Origin of the sequence: Roseovarius sp. SCSIO 43702 (assembly GCF_019599045.1) — a bacterium.
Lineage (GTDB): Bacteria > Pseudomonadota > Alphaproteobacteria > Rhodobacterales > Rhodobacteraceae > Roseovarius.
The window spans coordinates 2,241,274-2,258,583 of record NZ_CP080623.1; the positions used below are offsets into that span (position 1 = coordinate 2,241,274).

At 66.9% G+C, this 17,310-nt stretch carries 20 protein-coding genes; all 20 read right to left on the reverse strand.

Features of this window, described 5'->3' with window-relative positions:
- Window positions 1-2: 2 nt before the first annotated feature.
- Window positions 3-2,030 (reverse strand): NADH-quinone oxidoreductase subunit NuoG, encoded by a 2,028-nt coding sequence (gene nuoG / locus K1T73_RS11015; RefSeq protein ID WP_220600751.1) that lies wholly within the window; start codon window positions 2,028-2,030, stop codon window positions 3-5.
- 6 nt (window positions 2,031-2,036) lie between these two features.
- Window positions 2,037-2,447, reverse strand: coding sequence for a DUF5333 domain-containing protein (locus K1T73_RS11020; RefSeq protein WP_220600752.1), 411 nt, complete (start codon window positions 2,445-2,447; stop codon window positions 2,037-2,039).
- Window positions 2,448-2,574: 127 nt separating this feature from the next.
- Complete coding sequence (locus tag K1T73_RS11025) at window positions 2,575-2,910, reverse strand: hypothetical protein (RefSeq protein WP_220600753.1); 336 nt, start codon at window positions 2,908-2,910, stop codon at window positions 2,575-2,577.
- Between the two features lie 11 nt (window positions 2,911-2,921).
- Complete coding sequence (locus K1T73_RS11030) at window positions 2,922-3,338, reverse strand: MAPEG family protein (protein WP_220600754.1); 417 nt, start codon at window positions 3,336-3,338, stop codon at window positions 2,922-2,924.
- Window positions 3,339-3,341: 3 nt separating this feature from the next.
- Window positions 3,342-4,637 carry an NADH-quinone oxidoreductase subunit NuoF gene (gene nuoF, locus K1T73_RS11035; protein WP_220600755.1) on the reverse strand — a complete coding sequence of 432 codons (1,296 nt, stop codon included), beginning with the start codon at window positions 4,635-4,637 and terminating at the stop codon, window positions 3,342-3,344.
- Between the two features lie 7 nt (window positions 4,638-4,644).
- Window positions 4,645-4,863, reverse strand: coding sequence for a DUF5337 domain-containing protein (locus tag K1T73_RS11040; protein ID WP_220600756.1), 219 nt, complete (start codon window positions 4,861-4,863; stop codon window positions 4,645-4,647).
- Between the two features lie 12 nt (window positions 4,864-4,875).
- Window positions 4,876-5,820, reverse strand: a complete 945-nt coding sequence (locus K1T73_RS17925) for a hypothetical protein (RefSeq protein ID WP_259400223.1) — start codon at window positions 5,818-5,820, stop codon at window positions 4,876-4,878.
- 35 nt (window positions 5,821-5,855) lie between these two features.
- Window positions 5,856-7,166 carry an NADH-quinone oxidoreductase subunit E gene (locus tag K1T73_RS11050; protein ID WP_220600757.1) on the reverse strand — a complete coding sequence of 437 codons (1,311 nt, stop codon included), beginning with the start codon at window positions 7,164-7,166 and terminating at the stop codon, window positions 5,856-5,858.
- A gap of 76 nt (window positions 7,167-7,242) precedes the next feature.
- Window positions 7,243-8,487: an NADH-quinone oxidoreductase subunit D gene (locus K1T73_RS11055; protein WP_220600758.1), complete on the reverse strand. Its 1,245-nt coding sequence runs from the start codon at window positions 8,485-8,487 to the stop codon at window positions 7,243-7,245.
- Window positions 8,484-8,699 (reverse strand): hypothetical protein, encoded by a 216-nt coding sequence (locus K1T73_RS11060; RefSeq protein ID WP_220600759.1) that lies wholly within the window; start codon window positions 8,697-8,699, stop codon window positions 8,484-8,486. Before K1T73_RS11060 ends, K1T73_RS11055 begins: the two co-directional genes overlap by 4 nt.
- Complete coding sequence (locus K1T73_RS11065; RefSeq protein WP_220600760.1) at window positions 8,696-9,304, reverse strand: NADH-quinone oxidoreductase subunit C; 609 nt, start codon at window positions 9,302-9,304, stop codon at window positions 8,696-8,698. The genes K1T73_RS11060 and K1T73_RS11065 overlap by 4 nt, the downstream gene beginning before the upstream one ends.
- A gap of 23 nt (window positions 9,305-9,327) precedes the next feature.
- Entirely contained in the window at window positions 9,328-9,948 is a 621-nt protein-coding gene (locus tag K1T73_RS11070) for an NADH-quinone oxidoreductase subunit B family protein (RefSeq protein ID WP_220600761.1), read from the reverse strand.
- Entirely contained in the window at window positions 9,939-10,304 is a 366-nt protein-coding gene (locus K1T73_RS11075) for an NADH-quinone oxidoreductase subunit A (protein WP_220600762.1), read from the reverse strand. Before K1T73_RS11075 ends, K1T73_RS11070 begins: the two co-directional genes overlap by 10 nt.
- Window positions 10,305-10,742: 438 nt before the next feature.
- The gene (locus K1T73_RS11080; RefSeq protein ID WP_220600763.1) at window positions 10,743-11,525 is read right to left on the reverse strand and encodes a crotonase/enoyl-CoA hydratase family protein; all 783 of its coding nucleotides are present in this window, start codon (window positions 11,523-11,525) and stop codon (window positions 10,743-10,745) included.
- On the reverse strand, window positions 11,522-12,385 hold the full coding sequence (locus tag K1T73_RS11085) for a hydroxymethylglutaryl-CoA lyase (RefSeq protein ID WP_220600764.1): 864 nt from the start codon (window positions 12,383-12,385) through the stop codon (window positions 11,522-11,524). Before K1T73_RS11085 ends, K1T73_RS11080 begins: the two co-directional genes overlap by 4 nt.
- A complete protein-coding gene (locus K1T73_RS11090; RefSeq protein ID WP_220600765.1) occupies window positions 12,386-13,045 on the reverse strand; it encodes a glutathione S-transferase family protein in 660 nt (219 codons plus the stop codon). It lies immediately after the preceding gene.
- A complete protein-coding gene (locus K1T73_RS11095; RefSeq protein WP_220600766.1) occupies window positions 13,042-13,698 on the reverse strand; it encodes a glutathione S-transferase family protein in 657 nt (218 codons plus the stop codon). Before K1T73_RS11095 ends, K1T73_RS11090 begins: the two co-directional genes overlap by 4 nt.
- Window positions 13,695-15,632 carry an acetyl/propionyl/methylcrotonyl-CoA carboxylase subunit alpha gene (locus tag K1T73_RS11100; RefSeq protein WP_220600767.1) on the reverse strand — a complete coding sequence of 646 codons (1,938 nt, stop codon included), beginning with the start codon at window positions 15,630-15,632 and terminating at the stop codon, window positions 13,695-13,697. Before K1T73_RS11100 ends, K1T73_RS11095 begins: the two co-directional genes overlap by 4 nt.
- 168 nt (window positions 15,633-15,800) lie before the next feature.
- A complete protein-coding gene (locus tag K1T73_RS11105; protein ID WP_310794390.1) occupies window positions 15,801-16,769 on the reverse strand; it encodes a nitronate monooxygenase in 969 nt (322 codons plus the stop codon).
- Window positions 16,770-16,773: 4 nt separating this feature from the next.
- Window positions 16,774-17,292 carry an O-acetyl-ADP-ribose deacetylase gene (locus K1T73_RS11110; RefSeq protein ID WP_220600768.1) on the reverse strand — a complete coding sequence of 173 codons (519 nt, stop codon included), beginning with the start codon at window positions 17,290-17,292 and terminating at the stop codon, window positions 16,774-16,776.
- Between the last annotated feature and the right edge of the window lie 18 nt (window positions 17,293-17,310).

The following is a 17,310-nucleotide window of genomic DNA, read 5'->3' on the forward strand; positions in this document are numbered from 1 at the left end:
CGTCATTCCGCCGCGACCGGCTTCTCGGTGCGGGCGCGGGCGTTGGCGCTGAGCTCGGCCATGAGCTGGCTCGCCCGGGCGATGGGGTTGGTGAGGTAGAAATCGGCGATCGCGTTGCGGAACGTGGCGCTGCCCTTGCCGAGCTTGCCGGGCGCGAGCGGCTGCCACTCGTTCTCGGGCACCTCGTTGATCCGGGCCAGGTGCGGCACCTCGGTCACGAGCGCCTGACGCAGCTGCGCGAGGCTGTCATAGGGCAGTGTCGCGTCCATTTCGCCCGAGAGCGCGCGGAGGATGGCCCAGTTCTCCTTGGCGTCGCCCGGCGCGAAGCTGGCGCGAAGGGCCAGTTGCGGGCGGCCCTCGGTATTGACGAACACGCCCTGCTCCTCGGTATAGGCCGCGCCGGGCAGGATCACGTCGGCGCGGTGCGCGCCGCGGTCGCCATGGCTGCCCTGGTAGATCACGAAGGGACCATCGCCGATATCGATCTCGTCCGCGCCGAGATTGTAGATGACATCCGCGCCCTCCATCGCGGCGTTCATGCCGCCCTCGGTGACGCAACCGGCATCCATCGCGCCGACACGGGACGCCGCCGTGTGGAGCACCAGAAGCTTCGAATCGGTCTCGGTGGCGAGCTTCATGGCCGCGGCGAGCACCGCTTCGCCATCCGCCTCGGTCAGCGCGCCCTGCCCCACGATCACGATGCTGGGCTTGTCCTTCACCTCGTCGTGGCTCATCCCGACGATGCTGTCGAGCGCGTCCCTGTCGGTCCCGACATGGGTGTAGTCATAGGTCAGGTCCACCGCCTCTCCGACGAGGCCCACCTGCGCGCCGCGGGTCCAGGCCTTGCGGATGCGGGCGTTCAGCACCGGCGCCTCGTCGCGCGGGTTCGAGCCGATGATCTGGATGAACATCGCGTCGTCGATCTCCTCGATCCGCGCGTTGCCCACATAGGCCGAGCGGTTGCCGGCCGGAAGCCGGGCGCCGTCGGTGCGGCATTCCACCACGCCGCCCTGGCCCTCGATCAGCTGCTTGAGCGCGAAGGCCGCCTCGACCGGGGCCAGGTCGCCCACGAGGCCCACGGGTTTCGACGCACCCTTCAGCGCCTCGGCGGTCCGCGCCAGCGCCTCGGGCCATGTCGCGGGTCGCAGCTTGCCGTTTTCGCGGATATAGGGCCGGTCGAGCCGTTGCCGGCGCAGGCCGTCCCAGACGAAGCGCGTCTTGTCGGAAATCCATTCCTCGTTCACACCGTCATGGTTCACCGGCAGGAAGCGCATGACCTCGCGGCCCTTGCAGTCCACCCGGATGCTCGACCCGAGCGCATCCATCACGTCGATCGACTCGGTCTTGGTCAATTCCCACGGCCGGGCGGTGAAGGCATATGGCTTCGAGACCAGCGCACCCACGGGGCAGAGGTCGATGATGTTGCCCTGCAGGTTCGAATCGAGCGTGCCCGAGAGATACGTCGTGATCTCGGCATCCTCGCCGCGGCCGGTCTGGCCCATCTGGTGAATACCCGCCACCTCGGTGGTGAAGCGCACGCAGCGCGTGCAGGAGATGCAGCGCGTCATGTGCGTCTCGACCAGCGGGCCGAGATCGAGATCCTCGACGGCGCGTTTCGGCTCGCGGTAGCGCGAGAAATCCACGCCGTAGGCCATCGCCTGGTCCTGGAGATCGCATTCGCCGCCCTGGTCGCAGATCGGGCAGTCGAGCGGGTGGTTGATGAGCAGGAACTCCATCACCCCCTCGCGCGCCTTCTTGACCATCGGGCTGTTGGTGCGGACCTGCGGGGGCTGTCCTTCGGGTCCGGGGCGCAGATCGCGGACCTGCATCGCGCAGCTTGCGGCCGGCTTCGGCGGGCCACCCACCACCTCGACCAGGCACATGCGGCAGTTGCCCGCGATCGAGAGGCGCTCGTGATAGCAGAAGCGGGGAATCTCGATCCCCGCCTCCTCACAAGCCTGGATCAGGGTCATCGCCCCGTCCACCTCGATTTCGTTGCCGTCGATGATGATCTTGCGCGTGTCGGACATTGGCATTCACTTCGCTTTGAGAAGAACCCCTATGGCGCTCTTCTTGGACATTTCCGCGCGGCCCAGCACGCACAGGCTCTGTGCGTCCAGGTTGCTCGCGCCCTTGGACTTGAAATAGGCGTTGCGGCGTTCCCGCATCGCCCGCTGGTTGGCCTTGCTGTTCACGTAGGCGTCGATCTCGGCATCGGTGTATCCACGCTCCTTGGCCATGGCCTTGAGCTGGTTGGCATAGGCACGGGCGGTGAAGAACCGGCCCCCGATGCTGTCGCATTCGCGGCGGATCTTGTCCGCGGCGGCCACGGCCAGAAGCCCCGCGTTGATGTCTTTCTCGTTCTGCAACCCCGCCTTGGCCGAAACGGCGCCCATGGACCCCGCGACGAGCGCGAGGCTGAGTGTGAAAGTCTGGATCATACGCATATCGGTCTCCTTTTACCCAAGCGTCGCGGGGCGACGCAATGCGCCCCCCCGTTGACCCACAGGTGGGGATCCGGCCTGCTGTTATGCAATAACAGGTGGGCCTTTCCGCCGATATGCCCTCGGGGTGCTACCATTTGTTGCAGACGCCCCGAAGAACCAGGTTGCCGTTCTGAGCGATGATCCGCGCCGCCGGATCGTCGGGCCCCGGGTTCCACGCGATGGTGGAGTCGCCGAAATGCTTGATGCAATAGGTCGTGCCTGCATAGCGTCCCGCCTCGCGCGCGCCCGGCAATCCCTGGTTCACACGGCGCACGGTGACGGTGAAGACATGCCGTTCGCCGGCCTTCTTGGCCTTGGCGGGATAGTAATTGCCGGCAAAGCGCACGCGGTCGCCGGTTTTCGCACAGGCCGAGATGGCGAGCACGGCGGCAAGGCCAAGGATGAAGCTGGTCTTTCTGAGCATCGTTGTTCCCCTCAGATCGCCGCGATGATCGCGGTCAGGGCCAGCAGCACGGACATGAGCCAGCCGAATACGTAGATGAAGGACCGCACGCTCATGTCGGGCTTGCCGATGCCGCGCACATGCACGACCGCGAGCACGATCCGGCTCAGCAGGTAGAGCGACGCGAGCCAGTTGACCCACGTGGCCCCGCCACCCGCCAGGATCGCGGCGGCGGTGACCAGCGCGAAGGTGCCGGTGCTTTCGGCCGCATTGCCATAGGCGCGGTGCCAGCGGTAGGTCGCGCTCGTGTAATCCGGCGCCGGTTCCGACCCGGGCGCCAGCCCCAGCCGCGACTTCTTCATCGCCGAGAGCGGGCTCATCACCAGGGTGAGAAGACCCATGCCGGCCATCGCCGCTATCGCGTGCGCATATGGGGCGAACGGCTCCATGCCCTACTCCGCTGCCACGGCGCTCACGCGGCCGGTGCGCTTGTGCTTGATGCGATCCTCGATCTCGTCGCGGAAGTTGCGGATGAGGCCCTGGATGGGCCACGCCGCCGCGTCACCCAGGGCACAGATCGTGTGGCCCTCGACCTGCTTCGTCACGTCGAAAAGCATGTCGATCTCCTCGACTTCGGCCTCGCCGCGCACCAGCCGCTCCATGACCCGCATCATCCAGCCCGTGCCCTCACGGCAGGGCGTGCACTGGCCACAGCTCTCGTGCTTGTAGAATTTCGACAGGCGCCAGATCGCCTTGATGATGTCGGTATCCTTGTCCATCACGATCACGGCGGCGGTACCGAGGCTCGACCCAACCTCCCGCAGCGCGTCGAAATCCATGATCGCGTCCTTCATCTTCTCGCCGCGCACGCAGGGCACCGAAGAGCCGCCGGGGATCACGGCCTTGAGGTTGTCCCACCCCCCGCGGATGCCGCCGCAATGTTTCTCGATCAACTCCTCGAAGGAGATCGACATCGCATCCTCGACCACGCAGGGATTGTTCACGTGACCCGAGATCGCGTAGATCTTCGTGCCTGCGTTGTTCTGCCGGCCGAAGCTCGCGAACCACTCGGCGCCGCGCCGCAGGATCGTCGGCACGACCGCGATCGACTCGACGTTGTTGACCGTGGTGGGGCAGCCGTAAAGGCCCGCGCCCGCCGGGAAGGGCGGCTTCATGCGCGGCATCCCCTTCTTGCCCTCGAGGCTTTCGAGAAGCGCCGTTTCCTCGCCGCAGATATAGGCGCCCGCGCCGTGCGTCAGGTAGAGGTCGAAATCCCAGCCCGACTTGCAGGCATTGCGGCCGATGAGGCCGGCGTCGTAGGCTTCGTCGATCGCCGCCTGGAGCGCCTCGCGCTCGCGGATATATTCGCCGCGGATATAGATGTAGCAGGCATGTGCATTCATCGCGAAGGAGGCGATCAGGCATCCCTCGATCAGGGTGTGCGGATCATGGCGCATGATCTCGCGGTCCTTGCAGGTGCCCGGCTCGGATTCGTCGGCATTGACCACGAGATACGAGGGCCGCCCGTCGCTTTCCTTCGGCATGAAGGACCATTTGAGGCCGGTGGGAAAGCCCGCGCCGCCGCGGCCGCGCAGACCGCTCGCCTTCATCTGCTCGATGATCCACTCGCGCCCCTTGGCGAGGATGCCGGCGGTGCCGTCCCAGTGCCCGCGCGATTTCGCGCCCTCGAGGCTCCGGTCATGCATCCCGTAGAGATTGGTAAAGATGCGGTCTTCGTCTTTCAGCATGACGTCATTACCCCTGATTGTCCCGGCGCAGGCGCCAGATTTGAAAGATGATCCAGAAGGCGAACACGAACCCCGCGAGCGCCGCGAGGTCGAAAAAGGCAAGCGTGCGCTGGCTCCAGCCATATTGCGCCCCGATCAGGCCCGCAAGCACCCAGGCCACCGCGGTGATCGCGATGACAAGCGCCGCCTGGCGCCCCTTGCGTGCCTGTGCCTTCTCGTTGCTCATGCCACACGCCCATCAATAGACATCGCCATCCCCGACGCGCTTCGAGAACTCGGTCTCGCCACCTTCGGCCAGCGTGGCCGCCTGCGCGACCCAGTTGTCGCGGCTGACCCGGCCCTTGAACCCCTTCAGGTTCTCGTCGACCCAGGCCACCTCGGCATCGTTCCACCTGGCGATCTGGTCGAAGTGATAGAAGCCCAGATCGTTGAGAAGCGCCTCGAGCTTGGGACCGACACCCTTGATCTTCTTGAGATCGTCGGCGCCGGAGCCCCGCGGACCGCTCAGCGCTTCGGGGCGGCTTCCGGGGCCGACCGCGGCGCTGCCGCCGATATCCCCCGGCTTCTCGGCGCTCGTCGTCTTGGCGGTCGGAGCGGGAATGGCGGCGCCCGCACCGGACGCCACGGCAGGTTTCGTGCCTCCGGACGCCGGCTTGCCGTTCGCGGCTTTCGTCCCGGACGCGGGGGGCTTCTTCGCCGACGCCGGGTCCGCCTTGTCAGCTTTGGCCGGCGACGCGACCTTGGCGGTCGATCCGGTCTCGGACGAGGATGCGGACGCAGGCGCGGGCGTCTCCCGCGTTTTCTCGTCGGCCTCGGCCTTGCGGGCGACATCCTGCGCCTTCTGCGCGACGGGGCGCAGCGCGCTCGGGGCGGCGCCGGCCTCGGTATCGGCTTGGGCGGGGGCGGCCCCCACGGGGGCTTTCCCCGCGTCTTCCTTGCCGGCCTGGCTCGTGGCCTCGCGCGGGCTGTCGCCCGTCACCGGCGCAGCGGCCGCCGGGCGCGGCGCGGCACAGAACAGTTGCGTCAGGGCAAGTGCCACGAGCACCCCGAGCACCACCGCCACGAGGATCGCGGCCAGCGCCCCGAAGGACGCCCAGGCGAAGTAGGCGCACAGCAGACCGACCAGGGCGGCGATGAGCCAGCACACGAATGTGCAGGTATTGGATGGCATGGAATTCGACATGTCCTAGTCCCCCTGATGCGCCCGACTGCCTGTGGTCAGTAGACGTCTCCCTTTTTCACCCGGGACGAGAACTCCGTCTCCTTGCCCTCGGCCAGCAACTTGGCCTGCTCGACCCAATTGTCGCGGCGCACGCGCCCGCGGAACCCTTCGAGATGGTCATCGACCCATGTCTTCTCGGCCTCGCTCCACTGGGCGATCTGGTCGAAATGATAGAATCCCAGGCTGTGCAGCATCGCTTCGAGCTTGGGCCCCACACCCTTGATCTTCTTGAGATCGTCGGGACCAGACCCGCGCGGCGCGGTCAACGTGTGCGGTTTCTGACCGGTCACCTGGTCGGTTTCCATGTCCTCGCCCGCGGGCACGTCCTCGTCCTTTTCCGCGGCTTTCGCCTTGTCGAGCCGGGCGGGCTCCTGCGCGGCCTTCTCCTCGTCCGTCGTCTCGGATTTGGAGGCGGGCCGGCCCATGCCCTTCTTCTCGAGCTTGCGCGCGGCCTCGTCCGAAACCTCGCGCTGCGGCTCTTCCTTGGCGGCGGGGGGTTCCTTGACGGCCTTCTCGACCTTGCGCTCGGCCGTGGCGGGCGCCTTGCCGGTCACGACGGGGGACGTCTCGCCCGGTTTCTCGGGCTGGTGGTTGGCCCCGTGATCGCGCCACGAGGTCAGAAGCGGCACCTCGCTGCCGTCGATCCGCCTGATCGTGTCGCCGAGATCCACCGCGCGCTGCACGCTGGCATTGTATTGCGTGTGGCCGCTGTCGAACTCGGTCAGCGTGGTGAGGCCAGAGGCCGGTTCCGACGCATATCGCCCCTGCTGCGGGCCGGGCACGGGCACGTCACCCGCGCGAAGGCTGTCTATGATCTCGCCCATGCGCTCGGCGGTCAAATCCTCGTAGTAATCCTTGCCGATCTGCGCCATCGGCGCGTTGGCGCAGGCGCCGAGGCATTCCACCTCTTCCCAGCTCAGCTTGCCATCGTCACTCAGCTCGTGCGGGTTGGCCGCGATCTTCTCGCGGCAGACGCCGATCAGGTCCTCGGCCCCGCAAATCATGCAGGAGGTCGTGCCGCAAACCTGGATATGTGCCACCGATCCAACGGGTTGCAGCTGGAACATGAAGTAGAAGGATGCCACTTCGAGCGCACGGATATAGGCCATGCCCAGCATGTCGGCCACGTGTTCGATCGCCGGACGGGTGAGCCACCCCTCCTGCTCCTGCGCGCGCCACAACAGAGGGATGATCGCGCTTGCCTGCCGACCTTCGGGAAACTTGGAAATCTGTCCCTCGGCCCAGGCCCTGTTGGCATCGGTGAAGGCGAAACTCTCGGGTTGATCGTGATACAGACGGCGAAGCATTAGGCGCAGTCTCCTGTGCGTGTCTTGAGCGGTGCGGATACGGGCGCGATCGCGCGGCCGGCTTGAGCGGGAGCCTTCACCTGTCGATCTCCCCGAACACCACGTCCATCGTCCCGATGATCGCGGCCACGTCGGCCAGTTGATGCCCGCCCGCGACGTGATCCATCGCCTGCAGATGCAGGTAGCCGGGCGCGCGCAGCTTGGCACGGTAGGGCCGGTTCGTGCCATCCGCCACGAGGTAGACGCCGAACTCGCCCTTTGGGGCCTCGACAGCGGCATAGACCTCGCCCGCGGGCACATGGAAACCCTCGGTATAGAGCTTGAAGTGATGGATGAGCGCCTCCATGGAGGTCTTCATGTCGCTGCGCGAGGGCGGCGTGATCTTTCCGCGGGCGAGGATGTCGCCCTGCCCCTCGGGCGCGCGCAACTTCTCGATCGCCTGGAGGATGATCTTCGTGCTTTCGCGCATCTCGGCCATGCGGCAGAGATAGCGGTCATAGCAATCGCCGTTCTTGCCCACCGGCACCTTGAACTCGAACTCGTCGTAGCACTCGTAGGGCTGCGCGCGGCGCAGGTCCCAGGCAAGGCCAGATCCGCGCACCATGACGCCCGAGAAGCCCCAGTCCTGGATATCCTTCTCGGTCACGACGCCGATATCTGCGTTGCGCTGCTTGAAGATGCGGTTCTCGGTCAGAAGCCCGTCGATGTCGTCGAGCACCGAGGGAAACTCGTGGGCCCAGGCCTCGATATCGTCGATCAGGTCGCCGGGAAGGTCCTGATGCACGCCGCCGGGGCGGAAATAGGCCGCGTGGAGGCGCGCGCCACAGGCCCGCTCGTAGAAGATCATCAGCTTCTCGCGCTCCTCGAAGCCCCAGAGCGGCGGCGTGAGCGCGCCCACGTCCATCGCCTGCGTCGTCACGTTGAGCAGGTGACTCAGGATGCGTCCGATCTCGGAATAGAGCACGCGGATGAGGCTTGCCCGGCGCGGCACCTCGACCCCGGTGAGCCGCTCGATCGCGAGGCACCAGGCATGCTCCTGGTTCATCGGTGCAACGTAGTCGAGCCGGTCCAGGTAGGGCAGGTTCTGAAGGTAGGTGCGGCTCTCCATCAGCTTCTCGGTACCGCGATGCAGCAGGCCGATATGCGGGTCGCACCTCTCGACGATCTCGCCGTCCAACTCGAGCACAAGACGAAGAACACCATGCGCCGCGGGGTGTTGCGGGCCGAAGTTGATGTTGAAATTGCGGATCTGCTGCTCGCCCGTCTCGTAATCGCGCGAGCCGTCATCGTAGGTGTTGTTGCGGATATCGCCATCCATCATGAAAATACCTCGGGCTTGGGCGCAGCGTCACGAAGACGCGGCCACGATACGAAGGCGATGATCCACCACAGGATGATCGTTCCCCACAGCGGCAGGATCTGGAATGCGTTCCACCATGGCGACATGCCCGCCCTGTTTGCGACCAGCGCGGTCGGAACCGCCATGATCAACCATCCGATGATCAGCGGTATCAATCCGGTGCCTGACATCATTTCGATGCACCCTCTTTTTCGTCGCCGGGCAGGATGTATTCCGCACCCTCCCAAGGCGACATGAAGTCGAACTGCCGGTATTCCTGCACGAGGCTCACCGGCTCATAGACCACGCGCTTTTTCGCCTCGTCGTAGCGCACCTCGGTATAGCCCGTGGTCGGGAAATCCTTGCGCAGCGGATGACCGCGGAAACCGTAGTCGGTGAGGATGCGGCGCAGGTCCGGGTGGCCAGAAAAGAGGATGCCGAACATGTCGAACACCTCGCGCTCGAACCAGTTGGCCGACGGGTGGATGCCGGTGATCGAGGGCACCATCTCGTCCTCGCGCACGGCGACCTTCAGGCGGATGCGGTGGTTCTGGTACATGCTGAGGAAATGGTAGACCACGTCGAACCGCTTGGCCCGCGCCGGATAGTCCACGGCGGTGATGTCCACCAGCGTCGAGAAGCGGCAGGTCTGATCCGTCTTGAGGAAATCCACCAGCCCCACGATATTGGCGAGCGCCACGTCGACGGTCAGCTCGTCCCGCTCGACCTGCCAGCCCAGCACGCAGTCGTTCCGCTTCGCATCGAGATAGCCGCCCAGTTCCTTCATGGCGTCGCTCATGTCGTCATTCCCTTCCGGCGCCCTCAGCGCACGATCGTCCCGGTGCGGCGGATGCGCCGCTGAAGCTGCATGATGCCGTAGAGCAGCGCCTCGGCCGTCGGCGGACAGCCCGGCACGTAGATGTCGACGGGCACGATCCGGTCGCACCCGCGCACCACCGAGTAGCTGTAGTGGTAATACCCGCCGCCATTGGCGCAGGACCCCATCGAGATCACGTAGCGCGGCTCGGGCATCTGGTCATAAACCTTCCTGAGCGCCGGGGCCATCTTGTTCGTGAGCGTGCCCGCCACGATCATCACGTCCGATTGCCGCGGGCTGGCCCGCGGGGCAAAGCCGAAACGTTCGGCGTCGTAGCGCGGCATGGCGGTGTGCATCATCTCGACCGCGCAGCAGGCCAGGCCGAAGGTCATCCAGTGCAGGCTGCCCGTCCGGGCCCAGTTGATGAGGTCGTCGGTCGTGGTCAGCAGGAAGCCCTTGTCCTGAAGATCGGCGTTGAGCTTCTGCGTCGCCACCTCGCGCTCGTAGCCGGGCGCGCGTACTTCGGCAGGTGCGCTGGCCGAGGGTCCGCTCTTGACGCGCGGGGACTGGGCGCCCTGGCTCTGGACCTCGGTCACCATGGCGGCGTCCTGATTTTTCACTCCCATTCCATCGCCCCTTTCTTCCACTCGTAGGCAAAGCCGGCGGTCAGGACGGCGAGGAACACCATCATCGACCAGAACGCCACCATGCTGATGTCCTTGAACGCGACGGCCCAAGGAAACAGCATCGCGATCTCGAGGTCGAAGATGATGAAGAGGATCGACACCAGGTAGAACCGCACGTCGAACTTCATCCGCGCGTCGTCGAACGCGTTGAACCCGCACTCGTAGGCGCTCACCTTCTCGGGGTCGGGATTGCGCACCGCCAGGATGACGGCTGCCAGGATCAGCACGATCCCGAGGCCGATGGCGACGGCCAGGAATACGAGGATCGGAAGGTATTCTCTCAGCATCTCGTCCAAGGTGTGGCTCCTTTCACGCGCGAGGGGATCTGCCCACGCCGTCAGATGGCTGCATGGTGCTTGCAAGCCGGTTTAGCGCTGGCCCCCGGCATGGTCAACCAAGGCGCGCGGTTTTGACGCCCGTCGGACCGCAGACCCCAGACGCAACTCCCTGCCACTATAATTCTGTATTCCGGCCTGCATATCGAAGACAACGCTTGGGCGAAAAGCCGTAGATCGCCATCAGATGCGCCCGTCAGAGGTGTTCTTAAATACGCTGAGGGCTTCAATTCCATGAGGAATCCGATACCTGGCGTAAATCCCTTTGGGCAACGCACGGGTTTCACGGGCGCATCTCGAACTTTGGATAGCGACACGAGCGGGAGATCAAGGGTATGGGCCTTTGAACCTCCAGCCTCATCGTGCACAAATCACGCACCGAATTTAGCAGCGCGGGCCCTAATTGCTCCACCACGGCTTGCGCTTGTCGAAAAAGGCGCCGATCCCCTCGCGCGCCTCGTCGCCGGCCCAGCACCGCGCCAGTTCGTCCATCGTATGCGCGATGGTGGTCTCGTCGATGCGTGGTCCGAGGCTGCGCAACAGCGCCTTCGCGCGGCCAACCGCCCCGGGCGCGCAGGACAGGTAGGGCGCGACCTCCGCCTCGACCGCCGCATCCAGATCGTCCTCCGGCACCGCGCGCGCCAGAAGCCCGAGCCGCACGGCCTCGGCGGCGTCGAAGCGACGACCCGACATGAAGACGCGCCGCGCATTGGCCTCGCCCATCCGCGCCGCGACATAGGGGCCGATGGTGGCGGGGATGAGGCCGAGGCGCGTTTCTGTGAGCGCCATCGTGATGCCCTTGGCGCCCACGGCCACGTCGCACACGCTGGCCAGCCCCACACCGCCGCCGAACGCATTGCCATGCAAGCGCCCAATCAGCGGTTTCGGCATCGTGTTGAGCGCTTGCAGCATGTAGGCGAGCTTCCCCGCCTCCCGCGTCCGCGTCTCGGGCTCGGCTTCGAACTGCTCGCGCATCCAGCCGAGGTCGCCCCCCGCGCAGAAGGTCTTGCCCCGCGCCGCCAGCACGACCACCCGCACGTCCGGATCCTTGCCAAGCTCTTGCGCGGCGGCGTGCAGCTCCTCGATCATCTGACCGGACATGGCGTTGTGTTTCTCGGCGCGGTCGAGCCAGAGCGTGGCCACCCCCCGCGCATCGCGTTCTATCGTGATCGTCTCGGTCATCTGTCGCCCCCATTCCGCATTCCGCGCGCCATATCCGCCGCGCGCGCCAGGATCTCCCGGTCGAGCCCGGTCTCGTATCCCAGCGCCGTCAGCCGGTCATGCACGGCTTCGGTCGCGACGTTTCCCGCTGCACCCGGCGCGTAGGGACAGCCACCGAGCCCGCCCACCGCCGCGTCGAACACGCGCAATCCGCGGCCGAGCGACGCCTCGATATTGTCCAGCGCGTGGCCTCCTGTTGCATGGTAGTGTCCGGCAAGCCTTTCGGCGGGAATGACATCGCAGACCGCTGCCAGCATCGCCTCGATCCCCTCGGGCGTGGCGCGTCCGATCGTGTCGCCGAGGCTGATCTCGTAGCATCCCATGTCGTGCAGCGAGCCGGCCACTTTCGCCACCTGCGCGGGCTCCACCGGCCCGTCATAGGGACATTCCACCACGCAGGAGACGTAGCCGCGCAGGCGGATCCCCGCCTCGCCGGCGGCCTGGGCCACCGGGCGGAACCGCTCGAGGCTTTCTTCTATCGTCGCGTTGATGTTGGCGCGGCTGAACCCTTCGGAGGCCGAGCCGAAGATCGCCACCTCGTCGGCGCCCGCCGCCCTCGCATCCTCGAAGCCGCGCATGTTGGGCGTGAGCGCGGCATAGGAGACGCCCGGCGCGCGGTCGATACGCGCCAGCACCTCGGCCGATCCGGCCATCTGCGGCACCCATTTGGGGCTCACGAAACTCGCCACCTCGATGCGCCGGAAACCGGCCCCACTCAGGCAGTCGATCAGCGCGACCTTCTCTTCCACGGGAATTTCCCGCGCCTCGTTCTGGAGGCCATCACGAGGGCCGACCTCGAAAATTTCAACGTAGTCAGACATCTACACCTCCGGCACCGGATAGAAATCACGATCGTAGAACTCCTGCCGCCCCTCCCGCGCCAGCGCGCGCCCGTAGGCCTCCCGCCCGGCGATCCGTTCGGCGTAGGCCCGCAAGGCCGGAAAGGGATCGAGCCGCACGAAGAACGGCGCGGCATAGAGGTTGAAGCCCATCATCACATCCGCGCCCGAGAATTGCCCACCCAAGAGGTAGTCGCGCCCCTCGAGCCGCGTCTCCAGCCCGCCCAGCGTCGCGCGCAGGCGCGCAGTGGTGAGCTTGATGACCACGGGCGACGCCTCGGACGGGTCGCGCAGGAAGACGTGCTGCACGTTCAGGAACTCGATCAGGCTCGCCATCGTCTCGGCATAGCCCAGCGCCTCGAGAAATGGCGCGCGATCCGGCTCGCCGGGGGCCGGCATGAGGTCCGCCTCGGGATGGCGCTCGCAGAGATATTGCACGATCGCGCCGCTTTCGCAGATCGCCCTGCCGTCGATCTCGAGCGCAGGCACCCGGCCCCCCGGGGATTTCTCCAGAACCTCGGGCGCGCGCAGCGATCCATCGCGGAGCGAGTAGGTCTCGATCTCGTAGTCGAGCCCCAGTTCCTCGAGCAGCCACAGGATACGAAAGGAGCGCGAATAGGGAACGTGATGAAGCCGGATCATGCCTTTTCCCTCGATGCCAGTGCGCCCAGATCGGGACGTGTCGCCGCGACTTCCGGGCGCGCCTGCGACGCCGCGAGCCAATGCGCCAGCGCCGGGCGCGCCGCGATCATGTCCGCCCCTTGGGGCACGTGCCCGAAATAGTCCAGCATCGGCAGGAGATGGCAATCCGCCAGCGTCAGCGCATCGCCCGAAAGGCAAAGCCCCTCTTCCGCGATCGCCTCCAGCGCATCAAGTGCACGGGGTGCCGCCGCGAACCCCTCGGCAAGCCGCGCCGCATCGGGTGTCGCACCCTCCAGCGGTCCGAAGATCGTCTCCGACACGGCCCCACGGATAAGCGGCCAATAGACGTAACTGTCGGTGATCGAGATCACCTGCCGCATCCGCACCATTGCCCGCAGGCCGGAGGGCAGGAGGGACGGACCCGACATGCCCGCCACAAGCTCGAGGCAGGCGGCGGTTTCGTAGATGCGAAACCCGTCATCTTCGAGCGCCGGAACCCGCCCGAAGGGATGCACCTTTCCCAGGGCCTCCGCATCCGCCGGATCGAACGGATCGCGCTCGACACAGTCATACGTCGCCCCCTTCACCGCCAGCGCGATGCGCAGCGCGCGCGTATAGACGCTGAAGCGGTATCCGGTGAGCGTGAGCGTCACCCCTCGTCCTCCAGCCGGACCAGGGGCGCGCCCGCCTCGACCTGCGCGCCCGTCTCGGCCAGCACCTCGGCCACCACCCCGTCGCGTGCGGCCAGCAGGCTGTGTTCCATCTTCATCGCCTCGAGCACGGCGAGCCGGTCGCCCTCCTTCACCTCCTGGCCCGGCTTGGCGAGCATCGCTTTCACGAGCCCCGGCATCGGCGCCTCGATCACGCTCGCATCGCCATAGGCGCCGCCCGCACGGGCCAGCGGGTCGATGATCTCGAACCCGATACCGTAGTCGCGGAAGACGGTCACGAGATCGCCGGTGACGGCCACTTCCGGCGCGACCTCGCCGTCAAGCTGCCAGCGCCCACCGACGCGGCGCGCTTCGACGGTCCGCTCGCCCAGCACCACGTCGACCGCATCCGCCGAGAGCACACGGAGGTTCATCGCGACCTCATCCTCGCCCCGGCGCAGCACCACCTCGCGGTTGAGCGGCGTCCAGAGCGTGAAGCCCGTGTCCCGTCCACCTTCGGCCAGAAGCCCCAGCGCGGCCAGACCGGCAAGCGCCATGTCCGACGCGGTCGGATCCGCCCGTTCGGTGAGCGCGTCGATGTCGCGCGCGATGAGGCCCGTGTCGACCTCGCCCCGCGCGAACCCCTCGTGCCGTGCCAGCGCGCCGAGGAAGGCGAGATTGGTGACGGTTCCCGACACCTCGGTGCGCCGCAGCGCCGCGTCGAGCTTGCGCAGCGCAACGTCCCGGGTGGGGCCATGCACAATGATCTTGGCGATCATCGGGTCGTACCACGGGCTGATCTCGTCGCCCGCCCGCACGCCGCTGTCGGCGCGCGCGTCCCCAGGGAAGCGCAAATGGCGCAGCCGTCCGGTCGCGGGCAGGAACCCCTTGGCCACGTCCTCGGCATAGAGCCGCGCCTCGAAGGCATGGCCGGTGATCGTGAGATCCTCCTGCCGCGCCGGCAGCGCCTCGCCGCTCGCCACGCGCAACTGCCATTCCACGAGGTCCACACCGGTGATCGCCTCGGTCACGGGATGCTCCACCTGGAGGCGCGTGTTCATCTCCATGAACCAGAACCCGTCCTCGCGCAGCCCGTCCGAGCCGTCGACGATGAACTCGACCGTGCCCGCACCGCTATAGCCGATGGCCTCGGCGGCGCGCACCGCGGCGGCGCCCATCGCGGCGCGGACATTGTCGGGCATCCCCGGCGCGGGCGCTTCCTCGATCACCTTCTGGTGGCGCCGCTGCAGCGAACAGTCCCGTTCGAAGAGATGCACCGCGCCGGTGCCGTCGCCGAAGACCTGCACCTCGATATGGCGTGGTTTCTGGATGTATTTCTCGATCAGCACCGCCTCGTTGCCGAAGGCGGTCGCGGCCTCGCCCTTCGCGCTTTCGAGGGCTTCGGCGAACCGATCGGCGCTTTCGACGAGGCGCATCCCCTTGCCGCCACCGCCGGCCACGGCCTTGATGAGCACCGGGTAACCGATCTCGCGCGCGCGCTCGGCGAGATGGTCGGGATCCTGGTCTTCGCCGTGATAGCCGGGCACCACGGGCACGCCCGCCTCTTCCATCAGCGCCTTGGCCGCGTCCTTGAGGCCCATCGCCCGGATCGCCTTGGCCGACGGCCCGATGAACGTGAGGCCCGCCGCCTCGACCGCCTCCACGAAATCGGGGTTCTCGCTCAGGAAGCCATAGCCGGGATGAATGGCCTGCGCGCCCGTGGCACGCGCGGCCTCGATGATCGCCTCGCCCCGCAGGTAACTTTCACCCGGAGCCGCGCCGCCGATATGCACCGCGCGGTCGGCCATCGCCACATGCTTCGCCGCGCGATCCGCGTCGGAATAGACCGCCACGGTGCGCACGCCCATGGCCTGCGCGCTCTCGATCACGCGGCAGGCGATCTCGCCCCGGTTCGCGATCAGGATAGTGTCGAACATCTCACCTCCCCTGCGGCACCAGCCGCTCGAAACGATATCTGAAGATTGCGCGGCGGGGGCGGCAACAACCCACGACAAACCAGCGGAACGGCCACGGGCGAGTGCCGCACCAGCGCATGTGCGATTGCGACACGGAGGCCCGATGCAACGCCAAGGTTGCCTCCGTTCCTAGTCATCACCGCTCCAGTCCCGCGCCAGCCGCGCCTCTGCCTCGGCGACGATTCCCTCGACGATGGCGGCCGCCGGTTCAATGGAGCGGATGAGCCCCGCCACCTCGCCGACGAAGGTATTGGCGACGTCGATATCGCCCTCCGCCCACGCCTTCGCGTATCGCGCGCTCTCGCGCTCCGCGACCTGCCGCAGCCCCTCGAGATCGTCGTGCCAGCGATCGGTGTAAGCGTTGCGCAGCACCCGCGCGGTATACCCCTCGGGCCAGTCGAGCCGTCGCGCCACGTCCATGACGCTGGTGCGGATCGTCGCATCCCCGTCGGCCGCCACCGCGGCGGCGTGCATGTCGGGATGCACCAGCGCCTCCTCGCTTGCCCAGAGACGCGAGCCGACGAGCACGCCCTCGGCCCCCAGCATGAGCGCCGCGGCAAGACCGCGGCCATCCGCGATGCCGCCCGCCGCCACGGGCACCACGTCGGGCGCGCGCTGCGCCAGCATGTCGGCCACTTCCGGCACGAGCGTCATCGTGGCGCGGCGGCGCCCGTGGCCGCCCGCCTCGGCGCCTTGGGCGACGATGATCCCGGCCCCTGCATCAACCGCCGATTTCGCATGTTCCAGCGTTTGCACCTGCGCGATGAGGATCGCGCCCGCGTCGTGGATCGCCTGCGACCATGGCGCGGGATCGCCGAAGGACAGCATGATCGCGCGGGGCGCACGATCCAAAGCGGCCTCCAGTACCGCGCGCTCGAGGTTCCAGGTGATGAAACCGCATCCGACGGCGGCGTTGCCCGCCGCGTCGAACTCGCGACGCACCCAGTCGGCCTCGCCATAGCCGCCGCCGATGAGGCCAAGCCCCCCTGCCCCGCTCACCGCCGCGGCAAGGCGTCCGCCCGCCGCAAAGGCCATGGGCGCCGAGATGACCGGATGCGTACAACCCAGAAGCCGCGTCAGTCGTGTCGAGATGGTCATCCGCTCACCCTTCCTTCTTGCTCAATGCCCGGCGGTGTTGTTCCGCGCTTTCCTCCGAGAAGCAGCACAAGATGACGCGCTTGAGGTTCTCGCATCCCTCCAGCGCCTCCCGCAGCGCAGCCACGGCCACCCGCGCGGCTCGGTCCGGCGGGAACCCGTAGACCCCGGTCGAGATCGCGGGAAAGGCGAGGCTCTCGCAGCCCAAACCCTCCGCCTTCTCGACCGCCACGCGGTAGCATGAGGCCAGAAGGCGATCCTTCTCCTCCTTGTCGCCGCCCCAGACGGGCCCCACCGCGTGGATGACCCACGAGGCCGGCAACTCATGCCCGCCGGTCACCTTCGCATCGCCCGTCTCGCAGCCATTGAGCCGCTTGCATTCTTCCAGAAGCCCCGGTCCCGCCGCACGGTGGATTGCCCCATCCACCCCGCCGCCGCCCTTGAGCTGCTTGTTCGCCGCGTTGACGATGGCGTCGACCTCGAGTTCGGTGATGTCCGCCACGGTCACGTTGATCTTCGCTGTCATCTTGTCTCCCGCCCGCCG